The following is a 24,825-nucleotide window of genomic DNA, read 5'->3' on the forward strand; positions in this document are numbered from 1 at the left end:
ATGGCGGTGCGGCGGGCAGACAGGTCGCCGTTCCTGCGGCAGCCGCTGTTCCTGCAGATCTGGGCGGTGGCGGCGCTGTCGATGGCGATGCCGGCGCTGCATGCGCTGGTGTTGGGAAACGTGGCCCTGTTCCGCGTGTTTTCCACGGCGGGAACGCTTGGCCTCGTGGCGGGCGTCATGGTCGCGCTCGCCCGCAGCGGGCGGCCGCGCAACTGGGTGCGCTCGCAGCTTCTGGCGCTGCTTGCGACCTTTGCAGTGCTGCCGCTTTTCCTCGCGCTGCCGCTCTATCACGGGCTCGGCACGACGAGCTTCATGAACGCCTATTTCGACATGGTGAGCGCGATCACCACCACCGGCGCCAATATCTACGACGATCCGGCGCGGCTCGACCCGACGCTGCATCTGTGGCGGGCGCAGGTCGGCTGGATGGGCGGGCTGTTCGTCCTGATCGCGGCGGCGGCGATCCTCGGCTGGCTGAGCCTCGGCGGCTTCGAGGTGACCTCGCGCAGCCAGCCGGGCCGGGCGGTGCTGCTCGAGGTGCAGCGGGGCGAGCGCGATCCGCGGCTGCGGCTCTTGCATGTAACCGCGCGGCTTGCGCCGCTTTACGCGGGGCTGACGGCGCTGGCCTGGATGCTGCTTTACATCGGCGGCGACGATTCGCTGGTGGCGCTCTGTCATGCCATGTCGGTGATGGCGACCTCGGGGATTTCGCCGGTCGGCGGACTCGGCGGCGCGGAGTCGGGCATCGCCGGCGAGATGGTGCTGTTCCTGTTCATGTTCCTGGCCCTGTCGCGGCTGACCCTTTCGGGCGATACGGCCGAGCCGGGGCCGCTGCGGCTGATTCGCGACCCCGAATTCCGCCTTGGCCTGCTGCTCGTGGTTTTCGTCTCGCTGCTGCTGTTCCTGCGCCATTTCCTCGGCGCCTGGGAGACCGCTCCGCAGGAGGGCGTGCTGCAGGCGCTGCGCGCGCTCTGGGGGGCGCTGTTCACGGTGATGTCGTTCCTGACCACGACCGGTTTCGTCAGCGACGCCTGGGAACAGTCGCGGCTCTGGTCGGGGCTCGAGACGCCGGGGATGATCCTGCTTGGCCTTGCGCTGATCGGGGGCGGGGTCGCCACCACCGCCGGCGGGGTCAAGCTGCTGCGGGTCTATGTGCTGTATCTCGCCGGGCTGCGGGAGCTTCAGCTTCTGGCCTATCCCTCGTCGGTGGCGGGGCGCAGCCAGCATAACCCGCGCATCCGCCGCAGCGGCATCTTCATCACCTGGCTCACCTTCATGCTGTTCGCCCTGACGCTGGCGCTGCTGACGGTGGTGCTTGCGGCAATGGGAATCGGTTTCGACCAGGCGGTGGTGCTGGCCGTCGCCACGCTCTCGACCACCGGGCCGCTGATCGAGGTGGCGGGCGAAACGCCGCTGCGCCTGATCGAGCTCGGCCCCGCCGCCAAGGCCGTGCTCTGCGCGGCGATGGTGCTCGGGCGGCTCGAGATGCTGGCAATCATTGCGCTTTTCGCGCCCTCGCTCTGGCGCCAGTGATGCCGGCGCGATGGCCCGGTGATGCACCTGTGCGCGAACGGGTGATTTTCCGCGCAACAAGTGACTGTTTTTGGGGGTGGAATCCCCGCATTCGGCAAGACATACTCGGGCAGGAAACCGGGCATGCGAAAAGGGCCTGCTCAAAAACGGGGGCGAAAGAAAAACAATGGCTTCGGACCGACAGAACCTGCAGGATGCTTTTCTAAACCATGTGCGCAAGACCAAGGTGCCCGTCACGATCTTTCTGATCAACGGCGTGAAGCTGCAGGGCGTGATCACCTGGTTTGACAATTTCTGCCTTCTGCTGCGCCGTGACGGGCAATCGCAACTGGTTTACAAACATGCGATTTCCACCATCATGCCGTCGCAGCCGATCACGCTTTACGAGGGCGAAACCAACTCTTGAACGAAGAGGACCGGACCACGACCCGCGCCTGGGTTCTGCAGCCCGACATCCGTTCCGACCCGGAGCGCCGCGATCCCGAACCCGCGCTCGAGGAGGCGGTGGCGCTTGCCGCCGCGCTGCCCGGACTCGACATCATCGGTGCCGAGGTGGTGCGCATCGCGCGGCCCGAACCGGCGACGCTGCTCGGCTCCGGCAAGGTCGAGGAACTGGCCGCGCGCCTTTCTGCCGACGAAATCGACCTCGTGCTGATCGACGGACCGCTTTCGCCCGTGCAGCAGCGCAATCTGGAACGCGCCTGGGATCTCAAGATCCTTGACCGCACAGGCCTGATTCTCGAGGTGTTCTCCGAACGCGCCGCGACCCGCGAGGGCGTGCTCCAGGTCGAGATGGCGGCGCTGTCCTATCAGCGTTCGCGGCTGGTGCGGGCCTGGACGCACCTTGAACGCCAGCGGGGCGGTTACGGCTTTGTCGGCGGTCCCGGCGAAACCCAGCTCGAGGCCGACCGGCGCAATATCGACGACCAGCTGACCCGCCTGCGCCGGCAACTGGAAAAGGTCGCCAAGACCCGCGGGCTGCATCGGCAGGCGCGGGCGAAGGTGCCCTATCCGGTGGTGGCGCTGGTCGGTTATACGAACGCCGGAAAATCGACCCTGTTCAACCGCCTGACGGGTGCCGGGGTGCGCGCCGAGGACATGCTGTTCGCGACGCTTGATCCGACCATGCGGCGGGTGGTCCTGCCCGGCGGGCTTGAAATCATCCTCTCGGACACGGTCGGTTTCGTCAGCAACCTGCCGACCGAACTGGTCGCGGCCTTCCGTGCGACGCTGGAAGAGGTGCTCGTGGCCGATCTTGTGCTCCATGTGCGCGACATCTCGCATCCCGAGACCGAGGAACAGGCGGCGGATGTGGCGACGATCCTCGAATCCCTCGGTGTCAGTGCCGAGACTCCGATGATCGAAATCTGGAACAAGATCGACCGGCTGGACGCCGACGCCCGCCACGCCGTGCTGGCCCGTGCCGAGCGCAAGGAGGATGTGATCGCGCTCTCCGCGCTGAGCGGCGCGGGGCTCGAGCCGCTGCTGGCGCATATGGGCGAAAAGCTCAGCGGTCCGCGCCGCTCCGGGCGGCTGGAGCTTGCCTTTGCCGACGGAAAGCGGCGCGCATGGCTGCATGAACAGGGCGTGGTGCAGGCCGAGCATGAGACCGAAACCGGCTGGGCGATTGATGTTTTCTGGAGCATGAGGCAAGAGCGGCTCTTTCAGGACCTCTGAGGGAGCGCGTCATGACACTGCCGGAAATCTTGCTTCTGGTCGCGGCCGGATTCGGTGCCGGGGTCATCAACACGATTGCCGGGGGCGGCACCTTCCTGACCTTTCCGGCCCTGGTCTTCAGCGGAGTTCCCCCGGTCATCGCCAATGCCACGAGCACGGTTTCGGTCTTTCCGGGCTATCTTTCGGGCGCGGCGGGGTTCCTGCCGGAACTGCGCGCCTTCCGGCGGGCGGAACTGCTGCGGCTCACGGCCCTGTCGCTGCTTGGCGCCTTTGGCGGCGCGGCCTTGCTGCTCGTTTCGTCGGACAAGGTGTTTTCGCTCGTCGTGCCGTTCCTGCTGCTCGCGGCGACGCTGGCCTTTCTCTATGGCGAGACGATTCGCAAATGGGCGGCACGAAGCGCCGTGGGCGTGAAACCGCAGGGCGCCTTCGGGCTGCTCGCGGTCTGTGTCTACGGCGGCTATTTCAACGGCGGGCTCGGGATCGTGCTGCTGGCGCTGTTCGCGCTCTGGGGGATGGAGGACATCCATCGCATGAACGGGCTGAAGAACGGGCTGTCCTTCGCGGTGTCGATCATCGCGGTCGGCACCTTCGCCGTGGCCGGGCTCGTGGTCTGGCCGCAGGCGGTGCTGATGATGGTGGCCTCGACCATCGGCGGCTATGCCGGGGCGCCGATCTCGCGGGCGCTGCCGCGCCGCGTGCTGCGCGGCTTCATCGCGCTGATCGGCTTCGGCATGAGCGCGGTCTTTTTCTATCGCCTGTTCTGAGCCGGGTCACTTCGACGGCAGAAGACGCGTGGTCCCGACCGATCCCGCCCGCGCCAGTTCGAGGTCGAGCGACATCGGCACATATTCGCCGCGCCGCCAGAGTTCCGACAGATCGTCGTAATGCCCGGACAGGAAATGCCCCGACTGGCCGGTCGAGATCACGAAGACCGATGAATCCGGGTCGGCGAAATCATAGACCCCCCGATAGCCGGCGGCATGGACGTTGCGGAACGGGGCCGGCCCGCTGCCCAGCGTGACCCCGCGCTGAAGCGTGTTGTCGCCCCCGCCGGTGGACTGGCGAATGTTGACGAAATGGCGCAGCAGCGGCACCTCGCCCAGCACCGGGTGATCCTGCAGCGCCAGATGCGCATCCCCCCAGCGCAGGCTTTCGAGCGTGGTGCCGTGGTGTTCGCCGATCCAGATCAGCGCATCATCCAGCGCGAGCCGCGCCATCTCGGAACAGGTCTCGGTGCGGGCGCTGTGGCGCACGTTGCACCAGGCCGAGGCGCCGTCGATGTCGCGGAACACGCGCTCGATGAAAAGCGGCTCCACATGGGTGAAGTCATCGGCAAGCGGCCCGAGTTCGTCACGGATCAGCCGGTCCTGAAGCGCCCGCAGCCAGGCGGCATAGATCAGCGGCTCGGGCATGTGTTCGTTCATGTCGCCGTTCCACTCCGACAAAAGCCGCAGCGCGGTCTGCCGGCGCCGCTCGAGCGTGCCCTCGGGCGCGGCTTTTTCGGTGAACCAGAGATCGGCGCCGATCAGCGGCAGCAGCGAGCGCGCGGTAAAGCTGACCGTGTCGAGCTGCGCCTCGATGAAGCTTTCGCGGGTGTGGACCTCGCGCCGCTGCATCAGGTGCTTCCAGCGTTCGATCCGCTGCGAATCGCCCCACAGGTACGACACATGGTCGGGAAAGGGGCGGTCCACGGTCTTGTTGTTGGTATTGCCGACGATCCCGCCCGAAGGGTCGAGGAATTCGGGATTGTCGGCATAGGGCAGGGTGCCCGGCCAGCGGTTTTCCTTGCGCCAGCCGGGGCTTGGCAGGCGTCCTTCGGTCTGGTGCGCGGGGGCGCGGCGCGGCGCGGCGCCGATCATCTTCATGGCCACGCCATCGGCATCGGCCAGTTGCAGGTTCTGGGCCGGGGCCACGTGTCGCTCTCCGGCGCGGATCGCCTCCTTGGTGCTGCGGGCGCGCATCACCGCCATGGCGGCGCTCAGGCTCGTGTCCTCGGGGTCGAGCCCGGTCCAGCCAAGCGTCATCACATGGCCCCGGGGCGTGATCGCGGCCAGCCCGCGCAGGTCGCGCGGCAGCACCGGACCGTTTTCGCTCCAGCGCAGGGTGAGGGTGACGGGCTTTTCACCGCGGATCTCGATGATCGAGGGGCGCGATTCGAACGGCTTGTAACCCTCGGGCGTGCGGTATTCCTCGGGGTTGTCGGGGTTCAGTTCCTCGATGAACAGATCCTGGTCGTCGAGATAGGCCGAGGTGATCCCCCAGCCGAGCCGCCCGCTGCGCCCGCTCAGCACCACGGGAATGCCCGGAATCGTGGCGCCGATGACGCCGCCGGTGCCGAGTTCGAGCCGCGCCAGATACCAGATCGAGGGGGCGCTCAGGGCAAGGTGCGGATCATTGGCCAGAAGCGCGCCCCCGGCGGCCGAACGCGAAGGCGCCGCGCTCCAGCCGTTCGAGGCGCCGGCAAGGACCGGCGGCGCAAGCGGAGACAGGAAATCTCCGCCCGCCTTGTCCACGGCTCTGGAATCCAGTTCAGCATGGCGCGGCAGAGAATTGAAAAGACTTGCATAGTCGGGCAGGGCGGCAAGCCCCTCACCGGGCGCATCGGGCATGAGATCGGCAAGGCGCGCAGGGTCGTCGAGCGCAAGCGCGGTGCGGGCGCGCAGGATCTCGTTGCTCATCTGCCCGGTTGCCCGGAACGCCATGAGCTTGGCCAGCGCGATCGAATCGGCCGCCTGCCAAGGCGCGATCGGGGCGTTGAAGATGAACATCTCGGGCGCCCCGCGCCCGAGCGCGCGCTCGTTGATCTCGTCGAGCCGCGCATTCACCCCGGCCGCATAGGCCCGGAGCGCGGCTTTCGTGTAATCGTCCTGCGCGGCGAGCGACTGCCGTGCCAGGCGATGCAGGTCGAGCCGGCGCATCAGCCGGTCGGTGGCCAGGCTGCGCGGGCCGAAGACCTCGGAAAGCCGCCCCTGCACGGTGCGGCGCATGACCGTCATCTGCCAGAGCCGGTCCTGCGCATGGGCATAGCCGAGGCCGAAGAACACGTCCGGGTCGGTTTCGCCGAGGATATGCGGCACATCCGCCGTATCGCGCACGATCTCGACCGGGGCCGCGATCCCCTCGACCCGAAGCGTCTGGTCGTAATCGGGCAGGGAACGGCTCGCCAGGTAATAGGCCAGCAAAGCCGCGGCACCGGCCAGCACCACGAGCACGGTTGCAAGTCGCAAAAGCCAGCGGAACAGCAGTTTCATCTTGGCGTGATCTCCGGCGCGCTATTCTTCTGGCCGCATACGGATTGCGGATTTCCCAAGGCCCTGCGGGGCTGCTAGCCTGATAAGGGCAACCGCAGGCCAGTCCAAGGCCGCTCCGGGATGGAAGAAGGAAAAGACGATGGTCAAGCTCGCATTTCTGGGGCTCGGGGTCATGGGGTATCCGATGGCCGGCCACCTGAGCAAAGCCGGCCATCCGGTCACGGTTTACAACCGCACCGGAGCGAAGGCCGTGCGCTGGCAGCAGGAGCACGGGGGCGCCACCGCGCCGACGCCCCGGGCCGCTGCGGCGGCGGCCGGGGTGGTGCTGGCCTGTGTCGGCAATGACGACGACCTGCGCAGCATCTGCCTTGGCCCGGAGGGCGCCTTTGCGGGGATGGAGCCGGGCTCGGTCTTTGTCGATCACACCACCGTGTCGGCCGCCGTCACGCGCGAGCTTTGCGCCGAGGCCGCCCGGAGCGACATCGCCTTTGTCGATGCGCCGGTATCGGGCGGGCAGGCGGGGGCGGAACGGGGTGCGCTTTCCATCATGTGCGGGGGCGATGCGGCCGCTTACGCGCGAATCGAACCGGTGATCGGGGTCTATGCGCGGATCTGCCGGAGGATCGGCGAAAGCGGCTCCGGCCAGATGACCAAGATGTGCAACCAGATCGCCATCGCCGGGCTGTTGCAGGGCCTGTCCGAGGCGCTGCATTTCGCCGAGGAGGCCGGGCTCGACTGGCGCGCGGTAGTCGAGGTGATCAGTGAGGGCGCGGCGGGAAGCTGGCAGATGGAGAACCGTCACGAAACCATGTGGGAGGGCGAGTTCGACCACGGCTTCGCCGTGGACTGGATGCGCAAGGATCTGCGGATCTGTCTCGAGGCGGCGGAAGAGGTGGGGGCCGCGCTTCCCGTGACGGCGCTGGTCGACCAGTTCTACAAGGACGTTCAGGCCATGGGCGGTGGCCGCTGGGATACGTCGAGCCTGATCCAGCGCCTGCGCGCTTTCAGCTGATCCTGTGCCGCCCGCTGCCCGGACGGTCAGGGAATGATGCGCGTGTATTTCGTGCCGTCGAGCGTCGCACCGATGCGCAGCCCGGCCTGGCCGAAGACGGCGGCGAGAATGGGCTTGGTCAGGCGGTTGCTGTCGGTGCCGAGCGATCCGGCCGTGTCCGCGACCACATATTCCATGTCGGCCCCGACCGACCAGCCGGCCGAACTGCGGAAGTCGCGCAGCGCCTGCTCGGTCATGAAGAACAGCACATGGGCATATTGCTGTGCGCCGATCTGCAGCCCCGCGCTCGCCTTGGTCGCCGAATAGTAATCGACCGTGATGTCGTTCACCCGCAGCGCCCCGCGCCCGTAGGCCCCGCCCAGCCAGAGCCCGGCCTCGGTCATCAGCGGCATCACCAGCACCCCGGATGCCTGTTCCGCCAGCGGCTGTGTGTTGGGATAGAGGCGATACATTTCCTTGAGCGTCGCATCGACGCGCGCGTCGATGACCGAGGCACCCTGAGTGCCGATGCCATTGCCGTTGCAGGCCGCAGCGGTCATGCCGACGCCGGCCAGCGCGGCAAGGGTAAAGCCGCGGCGGGAAAAGATGCGGGGGGAGGGGCTGCTCATGATTGTCTGCCTCGTAGCTCGTTTTGGGTGGTACGGTCTCGTGCCGTTCTGCCTGCCTTGGCCGCTTTCTGCGGCTTTCACGCAAGTTATACGCAAGCGGCCCGGCTCTGTCACGTCGCAAGCGCGAGGGCGGCGGCCGGTCGCCGCAGCGGATCCGGCGGCTTCAGCCCCGTGCCCCGAGAATCAGCATCGGCTTGGCTGCGCCCGGCCGGCGCGCATGCAGAACCGCGCCTTTCCATTCCGCCAACGGAAACGCCTCGACCTCGGGCAGGTCAAGCCCGGCGAGCCTGGCCCAGATGCGGCGGAAACTGTCCTGCCATGTGGGCGCATCCATCCCGGCCAGATGATCGCGAAGGTGGAAACGCCGGTAATCCGCGCGAACCGGCCCCATGGGGCGGATCGGTTCGCCCGTGAGAAGCCCATAACCGACAAAGACCGCTCCCGGCCGCATGGCGCAGATCACGGCCGAGCCGGTTTCGCCGCCAAGCGAATCGAACACGACATCCGCCCGGGCGGCAAGATTGCGCACCCGCGCGGGGTCATCCAGCGGAACGGGCTCGATCCCGCTGGCCGTCAGCCGTGCGGCGCGCGCGGGCGAGCGGCAGAGCCCCCGGACCTCGGTTGCGCCCGCCTGCCTTGCCCAGCGCCCGAGCAGCTCCGAACACATGGAGCCCGCGCCGCTCAGCAGCACCCGCCGCCCGGCCACCGGCCAGCGCTCGAGCATGGTCATGGCGGCAAGCGGATTGATATAGGCCCGCGCCGCCGTGGCAACATCGACCGGAACCGGCACCAGGATCGCAAGATCCGGGTCGCAATCGACAAATCGCTGCCATGTTCCTGCGCTGCGCAGCGGCAGCACGCGGCGCCCCGCGAGATGGGCGAGCGCCTCGGGCGCGCCGATCACGCGCCCGACACCTTCATAGCCGGCAATGGCGGGAAGGCGGATGCGATGCGCATAGGCCCCGCTCACCGGGATCAGATCGGAGGGATTGACCGGGGCAAGCTCCATCGCGACCCGCAGCAGCCCGGGCGGGCGCGGCGGCAGCGGCGCGGATTCGAGTGCAAGACACGCGAGCGGATCGCCGAAGGTCCGGTAGATGAGGCGCTGTTGCTGCATGCGGCTGCGCTGCCTGACCGTCGTTTCCGGCCGGGCCGCCGGTCTCAGCCGTTCAGCAGCCGGGCGGCTTCGGGGGCGAAATAGGTCAGCACCCCGTCGCAGCCCGCCCGCTTGAAGGCCAGCAGGCTTTCCAGCATGACCTTTTCACCGTCGAGCCAGCCATTCGCGGCGGCGGCCTTCAGCATCGCGTATTCGCCCGACACCTGATAGGCGAAGGTCGGCACGCCGAAGGCGTCGCGGGCGCGGCGGCAGATGTCGAGGTAAGGCATGCCGGGTTTCACCATGATCATGTCCGCACCCTCGGCAAGGTCGCGCTCGACAAGGCGCAGCGCCTCGTCCGAATTGCCCGGATCCATCTGATAGGTGTTCTTGTCGCCCTTGAGCGCGCCCGAGGCGCCGACCGCATCGCGGAACGGGCCGTAAAAGGCGCTCGCGTATTTCGCCGCATAGGACAGGATCGCGACATCCTTGTGCCCGGCCGATTCAAGCGCGCTGCGGATCGCGCCGATACGCCCGTCCATCATGTCGGAGGGGCCGATGATGTCGGCGCCCGCATCGGCCTGCGCCAGCGCCATGCGCACCAGCGCGGTGACGCTTTCATCGTTCACGATCTCGCCCTCGACCACATAGCCGTCATGGCCGTTGATGTTGTAGGGATCGAGCGCGACATCGGTCATGACCGCGATGCCGGGGGCTGCCGTCTTGATCGCGCGGATGGCGCGGTTGGTCAGGTTGTCGGGATTCCAGGCCTCGGCACAGTCCTCGGTCTTGAGCGCCGGATCCGTATAGGGAAAAAGGCAGATCGCCGGGATCCCGAGCGATTCGGCCTCGCGCGCGGCCTTTGCCACGCGATCAATGCTCAGTCGCGACACACCCGGCATGGAGGGCACCGGCTGTTCCACGTCCTCGCCGTCGCGCACGAACACCGGCCAGATCAGATCATCGGTCGAAAGCCGGCTTTCGCGCACCAGGGCGCGCAGGGCGGCGGTGCGGCGGGTGCGGCGCGGACGCGCCGCGGGAAAGGGGGCTATGGTCGGTTTCATGGCACGGGTACCTCGCAGCTTGTCGCTGCCCCGGGGATGCACCGCGGCAGGGGCCCTGTCCAGCCCCTGCCGCGGCACCGTGCCCGCGGATCGCGGATCAGACCAGCCGGTCCGCGCGGATCTCGACCGGTTCGGCGTCGCCGCGGCGCGCCAGATAGGCGGGGCGCGGCTTTGCGGCGGCAAAGGGCGCCTGCAGGCGGTTCGACACCGCGTTATAGACGAAAAACGCGTTCGAGCGCGGCGCGGGCGTGATGTTGCCGTTCGAGCCGTGGATCGTGTTGCAGTCGAACAGGATCAGCGTGCCGGCCGGACCCTCGGCGTCGGTGATGCCGAACCGCTCGGACAGCCGCGCGAGGCTGTCTTGCGAAGGGGTGCCGACCTCCTGCGCCTTGAGCGAGGTTTCGTGATTGGAATCAGGGGTTTCGCCCTCGCAGCTTATGTAAATGTCCTGCGAGCCCGGCATCAGCATCAGGGCGCCGTTATGGGCGCGGTTGTCGGTCAGCAGAAGCGAGGCCGAAACCGCGCGCATCCGCGGCATCCCGTCCTCGGCATGCCAGGTCTCGAAATCCGAATGCCAGTAGAACTCCTTGCCGGTGAAGCCCGGTTTGTAGTTCAGCCGCGACTGATGAATATAGACATCGTCATTCAGCAGGAAACGCGCGATACCGGCAAGGCGGCGGTCGCAGGCCAGCCGCATCATCAGCGGGTCGTGTTCCTCAAGGCGGAAGATGGTGCGCACCGATTCCGATTTCGGCTCGAACACGACATCCTCGCGGCGCAGGTTTTTCCCGTCGTCGCGCAGCGCCGAGGCCCGTTCGATCAGGGCGGTCACTTCCTCGGCCTCGAACATGTCCTTCAGGATCAGGAACCCGTCGCGGCGAAAGCTCTCGGCCTGTTCGCGGCTGATGGGAGCGGCCGGCGTCCATTCGGACCACAGCACCGGATCCGCACGTTCGAGCCACTCTTCCCGGTCGCGCCGCCGGCTGGGATAGAGGTCTTTGCCGCCGCTCCTTGCGGATTGCTCATCGGCAAATTCCAGGGGCATGATGTCTCCTTATCTGTTGTTTCCATCGTTGCGAGTGATGCCCCATATAAGGCTGTCGGGCGATTCTGACCAGTTTTGTGGGTTTTTCCCGTGTTTCCGCGCCCTATGGGCAAAGCGGGAACGCTGCGCTAGAACCGCGGCGAAGCCGGTCCCGGCCGCGGACCCGGCTGGTGCAGACGCGCGCAGAAATGCGAAGGAACCCTCCTCTTGAGCTGGCATCAAACCGTTTTCGAACTGATCGACATGCGGTCGTTCCCGAGCCTCTGGTTCTGGATCTTCCTGGCCTCGAGCTGGTCCGTCGCGACCTGGCGCGTGCTTGGCGTGCCGCATGACATGATCCTGCGGGCCCGCGATCCCGGCAGCGAGGCCGAGCGCGACCTTGCGGCACTGGTGCAGATCAACTGCCGCCGCCTGCTGGCGCTTGGCGCGGGGCTCGGCGCCTGGGGGCTCGGCGGTGCGGCGTTCCTGTTCACCACGCTGTTCCTGCTTGGCTTCTTCTACGATATCGAAATCGCCCAGGCGCTGTTTCTGCTGGGCTTTCCGCTGGCACTGGCGGGCAGCGCGAGCCTTACGCTGGCCCGCCGCCTGCAGGCGCGCCCGCTGGCCGGGCCGCTGCTCTGCCGCTGCCTGCTGCGCCATCGGCTCCTGCTGCAGTCGATCGGGGTCGTTGCGATCATTGTCACCGTCCTCTGGGGCACCTATCAGAACATTTCTTCCACGGCCCTGATCGGCTGAACCCGGTCCGGTCCGCTGCCAGCCTGCGAGTCCGTCCTGCCATGAGCCAAAACCGACATGTCACCATCGGCGGCGCGCCCGAAGGGTTCGATGCCCGCCTGATCCTCGACGAGATCGAGAAAAGCGACGCGCCGGTGCTGCATGTGGCGCGCGACGACAAGCGCCTTGCCGCCATGCGCGCGGCGCTGGCCTTCTTCGCACCCGCCATGCCGGTGCTGAGCTTTCCGGCCTGGGACTGCCTGCCCTACGACCGCATCTCGCCCCATGCCGACATCGCCGCGGCCCGCATGGCGACTCTGGCGACGCTCGTTCATCGCAAGCCGGCGCATTTCGTGCTGCTGACGACCCTCAACGCCGCGACGCAGCGCATCCCGCCGCGCGAGGTGCTGCGCGGTTCGGCCTTCAGTGCACAGGTCGGCGAACGGGTCGATGAATCCGCCCTGCGCGCCTTTCTGGCACGGATGGGGTTTTCGCAAAGCGCGACGGTGATGGAACCCGGCGATTACGCGATCCGGGGCGGCATCATCGACATTTATCCGCCGGGGGATTCGGGGCCGGTGCGGCTTGATTTCTTTGGCGATATTCTGGACGGCATCCGCCGCTTCGACCCCGAGACCCAGCGCAGCGATGCGCGGCTCGACAGTATCGAGCTTGCCCCGGTCTCCGAGGTCATTCTTGACGAGGCGGCGATCACCCGTTTCCGCCAGAACTACCGCATCAGTTTCGGCGCCGCCGGCACTGACGATCCGCTTTACGAGGCGGTAAGCGCCGGGCGCAAGCATGCGGGGATGGAACACTGGCTACCGCTGTTCCATGACCGGCTGGAAACCCTGTTCGATTACCTGCCGCGCGCCACGGTCACGCTTGATGATCAGAGCACGGGGGCGCGGCTTGCCCGCTGGGATTCCATCGCCGACCAGTACGAGACCCGCCGCCTGGCCATGCAGGACCGCCGCACGGGCGAAACCCCCTACAAGCCCGCCCCGCCCGAATCGCTCTATCTGGATGATGCGGCCTGGGAACAGGCGCTTGAGGGCCGCCGCGTGCTGCAGTTCAACCCGCTGCCGCAGGCCACCGGCCCCGGTGTGATCGACGCCGGCGGGCGGATCGGGCGCAGTTTCGCCCCCGAGCGCCAGCGCGAGGACGTGAACCTGTTCACCGCGCTGGCCCGGCATATCCGCGACCGCCTTGACCGCGGACCGGTGATCGTCGCCTCCTGGTCGGACGGCGCGCGCGAGCGCCTCTCCGGCCTGATCGAGGACGAGGGGCTCACCGAGACGATCCCCGTGCCCGATGCCGGCCGCGTCGGCCGGCACGGGCTGCACCTTGCGGTCTGGCCGCTCGAGACCGGGTTCGAGACGCCGGAGCTCACAGTGATTTCCGAACAGGACGTGCTGGGCGACCGGCTGATCCGCCAGCCCCGCAAGCGCCGCCGTGCCGAGAATTTCCTGACCGAGGCCCAGAGCCTCAGCCCCGGCGATCTGGTCGTGCATGTGGACCACGGCATCGGCCGCTATCAGGGGCTCGAGGTGATCAGTGCCGCCGGGGCCGCGCATGAATGCCTTGCGATCGAATATGCCGAGGGCGCGCGCCTGTTCCTGCCGGTCGAGAATATCGAACTTCTGTCGCGCTACGGCCATGAGGAGGGGCTGCTCGACCGGCTTGGCGGCGGTGCCTGGCAGGCGCGCAAGGCCCGGCTCAAGGAACGCATCCGCGAGATGGCGGACCGGCTGATCCGCATCGCCGCCGAGCGCGCCCTGCGCCAGGCCCCGGTGCTCGAACCCGAACACCACTCGTGGGAGGCTTTCGCCGCGCGCTTTCCCTACGAGGAAACCGACGACCAGCTGGCCGCGATCGGGGACGTGCTCGACGATCTTTCCAGCGGCAACCCGATGGACCGGCTGATCTGCGGCGATGTGGGCTTCGGCAAGACCGAGGTCGCCATGCGCGCGGCCTTCGTCGCCGCCATGTCGGGGGTGCAGGTCGCGGTGATCGCGCCGACCACGCTGCTTGCGCGCCAGCATTACGCAAGTTTCGCCGAGCGGTTCCGCGGCTTTCCGCTGCAACTGCGCCCGCTGTCGCGTTTCGTCTCGGCGCGTGATGCGCAAAAGACCCGCGACGGGCTGGCCGCGGGCACCGTCGATATCGCGATCGGCACCCATGCGCTGCTGGCCAAGGGCGTGCGGTTCAGCAATCTCGGGCTGCTCATCATCGACGAGGAACAGCATTTCGGCGTCGCCCACAAGGAGCGCCTCAAGGCCCTGCGCAGCGAGGTGCACGTGCTGACCCTCACGGCGACGCCGATCCCGCGCACGCTGCAGCTTTCGCTCACCGGCGTGCGCGACCTCAGCATCATCGCCACGCCCCCCGTGGACCGGCTGGCGATCCGCACCTATGTCAGCGAATTCGACCCCCTCACGATCCGCGAGGCGCTGCTGCGCGAACATTACCGGGGCGGTCAGTCCTTCTATGTCGCGCCGCGGGTCAGCGACCTGCCGGAGATCGGCCAGTTCCTGCGCGAGGAGGTGCCCGAAGTCTCGGTCGTGGTGGCCCATGGCCAACTGTCCGCGCGCGAACTCGACGCCCGCATGAACGCCTTCTACGACGGCAAATACGACGTGCTGCTTGCCACCACCATCGTCGAATCCGGCCTCGACATCCCGAGCGCGAACACCATGATCGTGCACCGCGCCGACATGTTCGGACTGTCGCAGCTCTACCAGATCCGGGGCCGCGTCGGGCGCTCCAAACAGCGCGCCTATGCCTATCTCACCACGAAACCGCGCAAGAAACTCACCCCGACCGCCGAAAAGCGCCTGCGCGTGCTCAGCAGCCTCGATTCGCTCGGCGCCGGCTTCGCGCTCGCGAGCCAGGATCTCGACATCCGCGGCGCCGGCAACCTGCTGGGCGAGGAACAGTCGGGCCAGATGCACGAGGTCGGCTTCGAACTCTACCAGTCCATGCTCGAGGACGCGATCGCCCGCATGCGGGCCGGCGATCTCGAAGGGCTCAGCGACGCGGATGACCAGTGGGCGCCCCAGATCAATCTGGGCGTCTCGGTGCTGATCCCGGAAACCTACGTGCCCGATCTCGACGTGCGCCTCGGGCTTTACCGCCGCCTGAGCGGCCTCTCGACCAAGGTCGAGCTCGAGGGCTTCGCGGCCGAGCTCATCGACCGGTTCGGCAAGCTCCCGCGCGAGGTGAACACCCTGCTGCTCGTGGTGCGGATCAAGGCCATGTGCAAGCGCGCCGGCATCGCCCGGCTTGATGGCGGCCCCAAGGGCGCGACGGTCCAGTTCCACAATGACCGCTTCGCCTCGCCCGAGGGGCTGGTCGAATTCATCAGGGCCGAGGACGGACAGGCCCGCATCAAGGGCAACCGCATCGTTCTCACACGTGACTGGCGCAAGGACGCGGACAAGATCAGGGGCGCCTTCGCCATCGCCCGCGACCTTGCCGAAAAACTCGTCCGCAAGGCCAAGAACAGCGAATCCCCCCGCCCCTGAAAATCCCCCCGCGCCTTCTTCTGGCGGAAATATCCCGGGGGAGTCGCCGTCAGGCGACGGGGGCAGAGCCCCCGCCCGCATCCCCGCCGGATCCCCCGCCCGGGCGGCGCCCCTCGCGCCGCTCGATCACGCGGATCCGCAGCATCAGCAGGAAGCCGCCCGCCGCCATGATCAGGATGCCGCCGACCATGGGCCGCAGCGTCCCGTCGAACAGCAGCCCGATCGGCGCCGCGATCACCGCCGCCATCACCGTCGAGAGCGCCCCGATGACCGAGGCCGCCATGCCGGCGATATGGCCCATGGGCTCCATCGCCATGGCGTTCAGATTGCCGATGGTCATGCCGGCGGTCAGGAACACGCTGGCCTGGAACAGGAGGAACAGCGGGAACATGAGCCGGTCGGGCAGGGCCGAAACCAGCACCAGAACCATGACCGCAAGCGTCCAGAGTCCCTCGAGTCCAAGCGCCCATGTGGTGATGCGGCGCATCCCGAACCGTACCACGATCACCGCGTTCACAAGGCTCGCGCTGGCCGAAATGATGGCAATGGTCGCGAACCAGAAGGGAAAGCTCTCGGCCCGCAGGAAGATCACGTCATAGACCTGCTGCACCATGGTGATCATGGTAAAGATCATGCCGAGGCAGAGCCCCTGCACGATGATGGTGAGCCGCACCATCTTGTGCAGCATGAGTTCGCGCGCCGCCGCCACGAGCAGCGCGGGGCGGAACGGGCGGCGCGCCGGCACCGGCAGCGGCTCGCGCAGCCGCAGGCCGAGCCAGAGCACCGCAATCAGCGTGAACAGCACGAAACCGAGGAAGATCCCGCGCCAGCCGACAAGGACGATGATCCCGGTGCCGAGAAGCGGCGCAAAGGCCGGGAAGATCGCAAAGACCATCATCGCGATCGACATCATCCGCGCCATGACGCGGCCTGAATAAAGGTCGCGCATGATGGCCAGCGAGACCACCCGCGGCGCCGCCGCCCCGAGCCCCTGGACCACCCGTGCCGCGAGCATCACCTCGAGCGTCGGCGCGACCCATGCGGCGAAGGCCCCGATCACATAGATCACCGCGCCGGCATAGATCACCGGCTTGCGCCCGAAAGCGTCCGACAGCGGCCCGGTCACGAATGTTCCAAGCCCCATGCCCAGTACGAAGGCCGTGAGCACGAGCTGCGCGCGGTTGATGTCCCCGGGGCTCAGCTCGGCGCCGATCCGGGGCAGGGCGGGCAGCATCGAATCGATCGAAAAGGCGATCGTGGCGAATGTCATCGCGATCAGCGCGATGAATTCGGCCTGGCCCATTCTCTGGCCGCGTTCGGTAAGGGTCATGGTTTCCTCGGCAATGAATTGCCGCGCCTATCACGGGAACGGGGCAGGCGCCAGAAGGGGCTTGATCTTATCCTGACAGAAAGACTAAGAGATAAACCAGCGAGTCACCCGGGAGAGGCCGACAGATGAAAATCACGATGAAGATCACGGCGACAGGCCTTGCAGCGGTTCTGCTGGTTTCCGGCGCGGCTATGGCCGGGGCGGAAGATGCTGCGGCCCCGGACGCGGGCGGCAACGGACCGGGCATCAGCTACGCGCTGTTCGAGGACGTGGTGCCGCATATCGACCTCGAGCAATGCCCGGCCGGATATGCTGGTCAGGACGTGTTCTGCCGCCTGACCCTGGCCCATGACCAACTCAATCTCGTCGTTTTCTCGGAAGAGGGCGACCAGCCGATGATCGCGACCGAAAAGGTCGATCTGGATAAGACCGAGCTCGTCTTCTGAACTCGGCATGGCCGGTGCGGAGTGCTTCCTCCCTTCGCCGCACCGGCCGTTTATTCCGCCCCGCCCAAGAGTTCGGAAATCACCTCGAGCCAGAGCGCGGAGGGCTGTGCGCCCGGAACGGCGTGGCGCCCGGCAACGATGAAGGTCGGGACCGAACCGACGCCCATGCGGCGGGCCTCGGCATCGCGGTCGCGGATGTTTTCCACATCCGACCCCGATTGCAGCAGGCGCAGCACCACCGCCGCATCCATTCCGATCGAATCGGCGATGTCGGCCAGGGTCTCGTGATCGCCGATGTCGCGCCCCTCGACGAAATATGCGGCAAAGAGCGCATCAACGGCGGCGTTCTGGCGGTGTTCGATCCCGGCCCAGTGGATCAGCCGATGCGCGTCGAGCGTATTGGGCATGCGTTTCATCGCGGAAAGGTCGATCGTGAGCCCCGCGCGTTCGGCATGTTCCATCACCGGCAGATGCGCCTTCACGACCGCCTCCTCGTTGCCGAAACGGGCGCGAAGATATGCGCGCCGCTCCATGCCCTCGCGCGGCATCTCCGGGTTCAGCTGAAACGGGTGCCACTGGATCGCGAAGGGATTGTCCGGCGCTTCGGCCAGCGCCCGGTCGAGGCTGGCCTTGCCGATATAACACCACGGGCAGACGGGATCGGAGAAAATATCAAGCCTTGCAGGGAGTTCAGGGCGAGTGTTGATGTTTTCGCTCATGTTTGTTCCGCCTTGAAATGGGCCCGCAGCGCGCTGCGGCGCAGTTTTCCGTTCGCGCCGAGCGGCAGGTCGTCAAGATGCACGAAGGCGCGCGGCTGCTTGTAGCGGGCGAGGTTCTGCGCGCAATGGGCCTCGAGATTGGCCGCGGGCACGGGAACCGGGCCGGTGTAAAAGGCGACGATGATGCGCGTGTCGGGTTTGATCTCCACATCGGTGACGGCCGCCTGCCGGATGCCGGGATGGGCGTTCAGCACCTCTTCGACCTCGAGCGGGGAGACCCGAAAGCCTCCGGCGTTCATCATGTCGTCCCCGCGCCCGAGATAGGAGATCTGCCCGTCAGCGGCCATCGTTCCCTGGTCCCCGGTCAGGAACCATTCGCCCCGGAACCGGCTTTGCGTCGCCTCGTCCGCGCCGAGATAGCCGAGCATGAGCCCAGGATCGCGGCGCGAGACGGCGATGGTCCCGGCCTCGCCCAGCGGCAGCGGCTCCCCGCTGTCATCGGTGATGGCGACGCGGCGGCCTTTCTGCGGGCGCCCGAGCGTGCCCGACCCGACGGAAAATCCCGGGCCGGCGGAAATGAAGGTCGAACATTCCGACATGCCGAATGCCTCGTAAAGCGGGGTGCCGGTGGCCTTGCGCCAGGCGGCTTGCAGCGCGGGCGACAGCTTTTCCCCGGCGCAGATCCCGTGGCGCAGGTCGGGCAGGTCGATCTTTTCGCCCGACTGCAGGATCTTGCGGTAAACTCCGGGGGCGGCGGCAAATATCGTCGCGCGACTCTTGCGCAGCAGGGCCGGGAGCGCGGCAATCGTGGTTCCGGGCGATGGAATCAGCGCCGTCGCGCCGATGGTCCAGGGGTCCATGAGCCCGGTGCCGAGGGTGAAGGTCCAGTTGAACGCCCCGGCATGGAGCAGCCGGTCATCCGCGCGCAGCCCGTACCAGTCCTCGAACATCATCTGCCGCGCCCAGATCGCCCGGTGCGCATGGGCGACCGCCTGCGGCTGCCCCGATGTGCCCGAGGTATAGACCACATAGGCCATGCGATCCGCGTCGCCCATGGCATAGGCGCAGGGCGGGCCGCTGCGCATCGTTTGCAGCCGCCCGAGCGGTATCTCGTGCGGATGGGGCGCGCTGGCGACCGCGGGGTCGCGCAGCACCGCTTTGGGTGCAAGCGTTGCGATCAGCGCCGCGATCTCCGGCCCCGTCAGTTGCGCCGAGGCCGGAACCGGCACCAGCCCGGCGGCGATGGCGCCAAGATAGGCGATCGGGAAATCCACGCTGTTGCCGAGCCGCATGAGAACGATGTCGCCGGGGGCGAGCCCCTCGGCCAGAAGCCCGCTGCCCGTCGCCCGCACCGCCCGTTCAAGGTCGCGAAAGCTCCATTCCTGCGACTCCTGCGGCGCGCTGCCGCCAAGGAGCAGGAGCGCGGGCTTGTCCGGCCGTGCGCCGGCACGACCGAGCACATGGGCGGCCAGGTTGAACGGGGCAGGACAGGGCGGCGGTGGCCCTTCATCAAAGATGGACAGCATGTTCCGTGGCTAGAGGCGCCCGCCGGGCAATGCAAGGCCGGGCCGGCCGGTTCGGGGAGAGAGAAGCCGGAACGGAAAGGGGGCGGAAGAACGGGCCGCGGCATGGCCGCGCGAGCCTCAGCCGGAAAAGCCGGTGACTTCGCGGGTGAGGGATTCGAAAAAGAGGAAATCTTCGATTTCCTCCCGGGCTTCGGTCGTGGTGATGTTGTGCACCCGCGCGAGATAGGCCTCGAAACAGGCACGATCGGCGCGTGCGATCTCGATCGCGCTGTCCTCGATATGGGGAAACCGGGCCTTCATACGGATGAACCACAACCCGCCGCTGTTTGTGAGATCAGCCCACGTCATGAGATTCTACCGTAGCGCACCATGTGCCGACCCTCGTCGAAACCTCGCAGCCAATCATGTGCCAGATTCTGCAACAGCACAGATATTAGCACGCTGCAACGCAGAGAAAAGGCGATATTCCGCTGATATGGAACTCTTACGTCGCGTAAATGATCAGGTTCAGCCGGGCTCGTACCACCAGACATCGGGGAAAAAGCCGGGCTGGTCGCCATAGACGGGAAGCGTTTCAGGGTGACGCAGCTCTTTCCTGTGTGCGATTCGTCCCATGTCATACTGCCAGATCGGGATGACGTAGCGCCCGCTGGTCAGCACCCGGTCGAGCGCTCGGACCGCGGCGGTGAAATCCCCCGTGCTCTCGACCCGCAGCATGCGGTCGATCATGGCATCGACCGCCGGCGAATCGATGCCGGGCAGGTTGCGCGTGCCCGGAAGCTCGGCCCCTTCGCTGCCCCAGTAGAGCCGCTGTTCGTTTCCGGGGCTGAGCGAAAGATCGCGCCGGAAGGTGGTCACGTCGAAATCATACTGGGCGATGCGGGCCTCGTATTGCGCGTCGTCCACCGGCTGCACCCGCATGTCGATGCCGAGCCGCCCCAGCGCCTGCGAATAAAGGTTCATCACCGTCTGGTTGCCGGTATCCCCCTGCCGCAGCAGCACGGTGAAGGAAAACGGCCGTCCGTTTTCGTCGCGCAGGCGCCCGCCCCGGACCTGCCAGCCCGCATCCGCAAGCAGTCTTGCCGCCTTGCGCAGATTGCTGCGGTTGCGCGCCGTGCCGTCGCCCCGCGGCAGGGAATAGCCCTCGAGCGCCCCGGGCGGGAGGCTGTCCGCAAAGGGTTCGAGCAGCCCGCGCACCGCGCCCTGCGCCGGCCCCGGACCCATGGCGAGGTCGGAATTGTCGAAATAGGAGCGGATGCGCGGCTGCGTCCCCCCGGTCATGGTGTCGTTGATGTATTCGAAGTTGAAGGCCAGCAGCATCGCCTCGCGCACCCGCCAGTCATTGAACGGGGCGCGCCGGGTGTTCATGGCAAAGCCGGTCATGCCGGTCGGCCGGCCATGGGGGATTTCCGTCTTGACGATGTCGCCGCGCTGCACCGCCGGAAAGGTGTAGCGCCGTTCCCAGCGTTCGGCGTTGAATTCGCGCAGGGCGCTCAGTTCGCCGCCCTTGAAGGCCTCGAACAGGACCGTCTCGTCGCCGTAGAATTCGACCCGGATCTCGTCGAAATTGTGGGTGCCGCGGCGAAAGGGCAGATCCTTGCCCCAGTAATCGGGGTCGCGGCGGAAGGTGACATATCGTCCCGCCTCGTAGGCGCTGACCACATAGGGCCCGGAGCCGATCGGGATCGGGTCGAAGCTCGCGCGGGCGAAATCGCGCCCCTCCCACTGGGCTTTTTTCAGGATCGGGCGCAGCCCCGCGATCAGCGGCAGTTCGCGGTCATTGGTGCTGAAGGTCAGACGGACCTTGCGCTCGCCGGTCTGTTCGATCGATTCGATCTGCCGCGCGAGGCTGCGATAGCGCAGGTGGCCTTCGCTGCCCAGGATTTCGAAGGACCAGATCACGTCCTCGACGGTCACCGGGCTTCCGTCCGAGAACCGGGCGGAGTCGCGCAGGGTGAATTCGACCCAGGACCGGTCGGGCGGAGTCTCGACCGATTCGGCCAGCAGCCCGTAAAGGGTGAAGGGTTCGTCCCAGGAGCGGCCCATCAGGGATTCATAACCCCAGAAGCTCTGCTGCCAGGGCGGGGTGCCCTTCTGCACGAAAGGATTCAGCGAATCGAACTTGCCGGTGTCGCCCAGGACGATCCGCCCGCCTTTGGGCGCATCGGGGTTCGCATAGGGGAGCGCCACAAAATCCGGTGGGAGCGCGGGTTCCCCGTACATAGCCATGGCGTGCTGCGGCGCGGCCTGCACCGTTGCGGCGAGGGCGGACAGCATCGCGCCCAGCAGCAGGGCTGCCAGTGCATTCATGCGTGGAAGAGTGACCTGCCCCAATCCGATACCGTTCCTGCCCGGTTATTTTGCGTGGGCGACGTTACCGGGGGATTAACGTCATTTCAAACTTTTAGCTTGGAAGTCCCGGAAAGAACGCCTATAAGTAGGGCACTGCTCGATAGGTTTCTTGCCTGTATGAAACCTGCCTCAATGACTTGACGCCCGCCTCGTGCGGGCGTTTTTTTATGCGGGATCCGGTCTTGTTCAGGACCGCCTGCAGGGGATTGCATGGGCGCCACCATATCCGCAAGACTCGGGGGCGCCAGACAGAGCCTCATCACAAATAAAGGAGCACAGGGTCATGTCCCTCTCTGGAAAGACTGCCGTCATCACCGGGTCCACCTCGGGAATCGGGCTGGGGATCGCGCGGGCGCTTGCGGGCGCGGGTGCCGATGTGGTGCTGAACTCCTTTACCGACGGCGACGACGATCATGCGCTCGCGCAGGAGATTGCGGCGGAGTGCAATGTCACCGCGCGCTACATCCAGGCGGACATGTCGAAAGGCGACGAATGCCGCGCGCTGATCGAACGGGCCGGCCGCTGCGACATTCTGGTGAACAACGCCGGCATCCAGCATGTGGCGCCGGTCGATGAATTTCCGGTCGGGAAATGGGATGCGATCATCGCCATCAACCTGAGTTCCGCCTTTCACACCACCGCCGCCGCCCTGCCGCTGATGCGCAAGGCCGGCTGGGGCCGGATCATCAATATCGCAAGCGCCCACGGGTTGCGCGCAAGCCCGTTCAAATCGGCTTACGTCGCGGCGAAACACGGGGTTCTCGGCCTGACCAAGACGGTCGGGCTGGAGACCGCGAAAGAGCCCGTCACCGTGAACGCGATCTGTCCGGGCTATGTCCACACGCCGCTGGTCGATGCCCAGATTCCCGACACGATGAAGCAATACGGCATGGGTCGGGACGAGGTGATCGAAAAGGTGATTCTCGAACGCCAGCCCTCCAAGGAATTCGTGACCGTGGATGAACTGGGCGGGCTTGCGCTGTTCCTCTGTTCGGACGCGGCGGCGCAGATGACCGCCTCGGCCATCAGCGTCGACGGCGGCTGGACCGCGATGTGAGCGGGGCGGCCGCAACCGGACGAGGCGGTGAAACCGGGAAAGGACCGGCCCCTGAGCCGAAGCGGATCAATCTCGCCCTTCAGGGCGGGGGCAGCCATGGTGCCTTTACCTGGGGCGTTCTGGATCGCTTCCTTGACGAGGAGGATGTGGAAATCGCCGCCATTTCAGGGACTTCTGCCGGGGCCTTGAACGGAGCCGCCTTCAAGGCCGGGATGATGTATGGCGGGCGCGACGGGGCGCGGGAAAACCTCGAATGGCTGTGGGAGCGGATGGGGGCGCTGCCCGAGGGCAGTCATACGGGGTGGATGCAGATGTTCGATCCGCTCCAGATCGCGCGCGGCCTCGAATATTCGCCGCTCTATGCCATGGCCGATGTCTGGGCACGGTTCGTTTCGCCCTATGTCTATGGCCCGCTCTGGCGCAATCCGCTGCGCAAGGTGGTCGAGGCCTTCAATTACGAACATGTCTGCGCGGCGGCGCTGCCCGAACTTTTCGTCAGCGCGACGCGGGTGCGGGACGGCAAGATCCGGGTGTTCAAGGACGCCGACATCACCACCGATGCGATTCTCGCCTCGGCCTGCCTGCCGAACCTGTTCCAGGCGGTCGAGATCGAAAACCCCGCGACCGGAGAATCGGAAGCCTATTGGGACGGCGGCTATACCGGCAATCCGGCGCTGTTTCCGCTGTTCGGCGAGGGGCGGCCGGCCGATATCGTGGTGGTCAGCATCAACCCGCTCGAGCGCAAGGATGTGCCGGTCACGGCGCAGCAGATCTATAACCGGATCAACGAGATCAGCTTCAATTCCTCGCTTCTGCGCGAGATCCGCGCCATCGCCTTCGTGCAGGAGCTTCTGGACGAGGGGCTCATGGGCGCCGGGCGCATGAACCGGATCCGGATTCACATGATTTCGGATGATGAGCTCATGGCCGGGCTTTCGGTCGCCACCAAGATGACGCCCAACCCGTTCGTGCTCGACCGGCTGAAGCTGGCCGGGTGGCGCGCCGCCGACAGCTTTCTGGCCAGGCACAAGGACGATCTGAACCGCCGCGGCACGGTCGACCTTGCGGCGCTGGTCAACTGAGCGGCGCGGCGGGCTCCGGCGGGCTGCGCGGGGCGGATTCGGATGGATAGACAAGGCCCGCGGTGATGATCAGCTTGGCCCCGTCCTCAAGCGACATGTCGAGCTCGATCACATCCGCGCGCGGCACCAGCAGCAGGAAGCCCGAGGTCGGGTTCGGCGTGGTCGGCACGAACACCCCGAGCAGATCGTCGCCGGCGCCCGCGCGGGTCGTGATCTCGCCCCGCGCCGGCGCCGAGATGAAACCGATCGCCCAGACGCCCCTGCGGGGGTATTCGATCATGCAGACCTTGTCGAACTTGCGCCCGGTGTCGGTGAACACCGCCTCCGAGATCTGCTTGATCCCGGCATAGATCGTGCGCACCACCGGCATGCGATCGACGATTCCCTCGGCATAGCGGATCAGCGACCGCCCGATCAGCCCCTTGGCGAGCCAGCCGACGATCACCGTGAACACGAGAAAGATCAGCACCCCGACCCCGCGCAGGTTCACGCCGATATAGGTTTCGGGGCGGAAGCGGTCCGGGATCAGCGGCAGCACCACCCCGTCGATCCAGCCGATCGCGGCCCAGATCAGCCAGATCGTGAGCGCCCCCGGCGCGATCACCACGAGCCCCGTGAGGAACGAGGAGCGCAGCCCCTTGAACCGGGGCGGGCGGCGTTTCGGATTGTCGTCGGAGATCGTGCTCATGGCGGATTCCTGCGGCAGGCCGACGCAGGTTAGGTGCAATCAACCGCCGCGGCAATTGCTGTCAGGAAGCGCTGGAATCCATGCCCGCAGACCTGCGT

The 24,825-nt window shown here is 66.8% G+C and carries 21 protein-coding genes; 10 read left to right on the forward strand and 11 right to left on the reverse strand.

The window, feature by feature from the left end; genetic code table 11:
- The 4 genes from B0B01_RS00460 to B0B01_RS00475 all read left to right on the forward strand — a co-directional run bounded on the left by B0B01_RS00460 (position 1) and on the right by B0B01_RS00475 (position 3,974).
- Entirely contained in the window at positions 1-1,533 is a 1,533-nt protein-coding gene (locus B0B01_RS00460) for a TrkH family potassium uptake protein (RefSeq protein WP_200805390.1), read from the forward strand.
- 166 nt (positions 1,534-1,699) lie between these two features.
- Positions 1,700-1,939, forward strand: a complete 240-nt coding sequence (hfq, locus tag B0B01_RS00465) for an RNA chaperone Hfq (protein ID WP_076646272.1) — start codon at positions 1,700-1,702, stop codon at positions 1,937-1,939.
- A complete protein-coding gene (gene hflX / locus B0B01_RS00470) occupies positions 1,936-3,210 on the forward strand; it encodes a GTPase HflX (protein ID WP_076646274.1) in 1,275 nt (424 codons plus the stop codon). The genes hfq and hflX overlap by 4 nt, the downstream gene beginning before the upstream one ends.
- An 11-nt stretch (positions 3,211-3,221) precedes the next feature.
- On the forward strand, positions 3,222-3,974 hold the full coding sequence (locus tag B0B01_RS00475; protein WP_200805391.1) for a sulfite exporter TauE/SafE family protein: 753 nt from the start codon (positions 3,222-3,224) through the stop codon (positions 3,972-3,974).
- 6 nt (positions 3,975-3,980) lie between these two features.
- Here B0B01_RS00475 and B0B01_RS00480 read toward each other — a convergent pair whose 3' ends face one another.
- Complete coding sequence (locus B0B01_RS00480) at positions 3,981-6,461, reverse strand: penicillin acylase family protein (protein WP_076646276.1); 2,481 nt, start codon at positions 6,459-6,461, stop codon at positions 3,981-3,983.
- A gap of 139 nt (positions 6,462-6,600) precedes the next feature.
- Between B0B01_RS00480 and B0B01_RS00485 the strand changes: the two genes are divergently transcribed.
- The gene (locus B0B01_RS00485) at positions 6,601-7,473 is read left to right on the forward strand and encodes an NAD(P)-dependent oxidoreductase (protein WP_076646278.1); all 873 of its coding nucleotides are present in this window, start codon (positions 6,601-6,603) and stop codon (positions 7,471-7,473) included.
- Positions 7,474-7,499: 26 nt separating this feature from the next.
- On the opposite strand, the gene B0B01_RS00490 is transcribed toward B0B01_RS00485, so the two are convergent.
- The 4 genes from B0B01_RS00490 to thpD form a co-directional block, all read right to left on the reverse strand.
- The gene (locus tag B0B01_RS00490; RefSeq protein ID WP_076646280.1) at positions 7,500-8,081 is read right to left on the reverse strand and encodes a lipid-binding SYLF domain-containing protein; all 582 of its coding nucleotides are present in this window, start codon (positions 8,079-8,081) and stop codon (positions 7,500-7,502) included.
- Positions 8,082-8,244: 163 nt separating this feature from the next.
- A complete protein-coding gene (locus B0B01_RS00495) occupies positions 8,245-9,198 on the reverse strand; it encodes an MDR/zinc-dependent alcohol dehydrogenase-like family protein (RefSeq protein ID WP_076646282.1) in 954 nt (317 codons plus the stop codon).
- 44 nt (positions 9,199-9,242) lie between these two features.
- On the reverse strand, positions 9,243-10,241 hold the full coding sequence (hemB, locus tag B0B01_RS00500) for a porphobilinogen synthase (protein WP_076646284.1): 999 nt from the start codon (positions 10,239-10,241) through the stop codon (positions 9,243-9,245).
- A 97-nt stretch (positions 10,242-10,338) separates the two neighbouring features.
- Positions 10,339-11,286: an ectoine hydroxylase gene (thpD, locus tag B0B01_RS00505; RefSeq protein ID WP_076646287.1), complete on the reverse strand. Its 948-nt coding sequence runs from the start codon at positions 11,284-11,286 to the stop codon at positions 10,339-10,341.
- Positions 11,287-11,493: 207 nt separating this feature from the next.
- Here thpD and B0B01_RS00510 point away from each other — a divergent pair, with 207 nt between their 5' ends.
- Positions 11,494-12,021, forward strand: coding sequence for a component of SufBCD complex (locus tag B0B01_RS00510; RefSeq protein WP_076646289.1), 528 nt, complete (start codon positions 11,494-11,496; stop codon positions 12,019-12,021).
- A 41-nt stretch (positions 12,022-12,062) separates the two neighbouring features.
- The gene (gene mfd / locus B0B01_RS00515; RefSeq protein ID WP_076646291.1) at positions 12,063-15,527 is read left to right on the forward strand and encodes a transcription-repair coupling factor; all 3,465 of its coding nucleotides are present in this window, start codon (positions 12,063-12,065) and stop codon (positions 15,525-15,527) included.
- Positions 15,528-15,576: 49 nt separating this feature from the next.
- On the opposite strand, the gene B0B01_RS00520 is transcribed toward mfd, so the two are convergent.
- The gene (locus B0B01_RS00520) at positions 15,577-16,857 is read right to left on the reverse strand and encodes an MFS transporter (protein ID WP_076646293.1); all 1,281 of its coding nucleotides are present in this window, start codon (positions 16,855-16,857) and stop codon (positions 15,577-15,579) included.
- A gap of 125 nt (positions 16,858-16,982) precedes the next feature.
- Here B0B01_RS00520 and B0B01_RS00525 point away from each other — a divergent pair, with 125 nt between their 5' ends.
- The gene (locus tag B0B01_RS00525) at positions 16,983-17,303 is read left to right on the forward strand and encodes a hypothetical protein (protein ID WP_076646295.1); all 321 of its coding nucleotides are present in this window, start codon (positions 16,983-16,985) and stop codon (positions 17,301-17,303) included.
- Positions 17,304-17,353: 50 nt separating this feature from the next.
- Here the strand turns inward: B0B01_RS00525 and B0B01_RS00530 are convergent, their stop codons facing one another.
- The 4 genes from B0B01_RS00530 to B0B01_RS00545 all read right to left on the reverse strand — a co-directional run bounded on the left by B0B01_RS00530 (position 17,354) and on the right by B0B01_RS00545 (position 21,858).
- Positions 17,354-18,022 carry a DsbA family oxidoreductase gene (locus B0B01_RS00530; protein WP_076646297.1) on the reverse strand — a complete coding sequence of 223 codons (669 nt, stop codon included), beginning with the start codon at positions 18,020-18,022 and terminating at the stop codon, positions 17,354-17,356.
- Positions 18,019-19,548, reverse strand: coding sequence for a class I adenylate-forming enzyme family protein (locus tag B0B01_RS00535; RefSeq protein ID WP_076646299.1), 1,530 nt, complete (start codon positions 19,546-19,548; stop codon positions 18,019-18,021). Before B0B01_RS00535 ends, B0B01_RS00530 begins: the two co-directional genes overlap by 4 nt.
- A gap of 117 nt (positions 19,549-19,665) precedes the next feature.
- Positions 19,666-19,896: a hypothetical protein gene (locus B0B01_RS00540; protein ID WP_076646301.1), complete on the reverse strand. Its 231-nt coding sequence runs from the start codon at positions 19,894-19,896 to the stop codon at positions 19,666-19,668.
- Positions 19,897-20,055: 159 nt separating this feature from the next.
- A complete protein-coding gene (locus B0B01_RS00545; protein WP_076646303.1) occupies positions 20,056-21,858 on the reverse strand; it encodes an extracellular solute-binding protein in 1,803 nt (600 codons plus the stop codon).
- Between the two features lie 325 nt (positions 21,859-22,183).
- On the opposite strand from B0B01_RS00545, the gene B0B01_RS00550 reads away from it, so the two are divergent.
- Positions 22,184-22,957, forward strand: coding sequence for a 3-hydroxybutyrate dehydrogenase (locus B0B01_RS00550; protein ID WP_076646305.1), 774 nt, complete (start codon positions 22,184-22,186; stop codon positions 22,955-22,957).
- A 65-nt stretch (positions 22,958-23,022) separates the two neighbouring features.
- Positions 23,023-24,039, forward strand: coding sequence for a patatin-like phospholipase family protein (locus tag B0B01_RS00555; RefSeq protein WP_076649970.1), 1,017 nt, complete (start codon positions 23,023-23,025; stop codon positions 24,037-24,039).
- Here B0B01_RS00555 and B0B01_RS00560 read toward each other — a convergent pair.
- The gene (locus B0B01_RS00560) at positions 24,032-24,727 is read right to left on the reverse strand and encodes a DUF502 domain-containing protein (RefSeq protein WP_076646307.1); all 696 of its coding nucleotides are present in this window, start codon (positions 24,725-24,727) and stop codon (positions 24,032-24,034) included. The genes B0B01_RS00555 and B0B01_RS00560 overlap by 8 nt on opposite strands.
- Between the last annotated feature and the right edge of the window lie 98 nt (positions 24,728-24,825).

The organism is Pontibaca methylaminivorans (assembly GCF_900156525.1).
In the GTDB taxonomy this organism is placed as follows: domain Bacteria; phylum Pseudomonadota; class Alphaproteobacteria; order Rhodobacterales; family Rhodobacteraceae; genus Pontibaca; species Pontibaca methylaminivorans.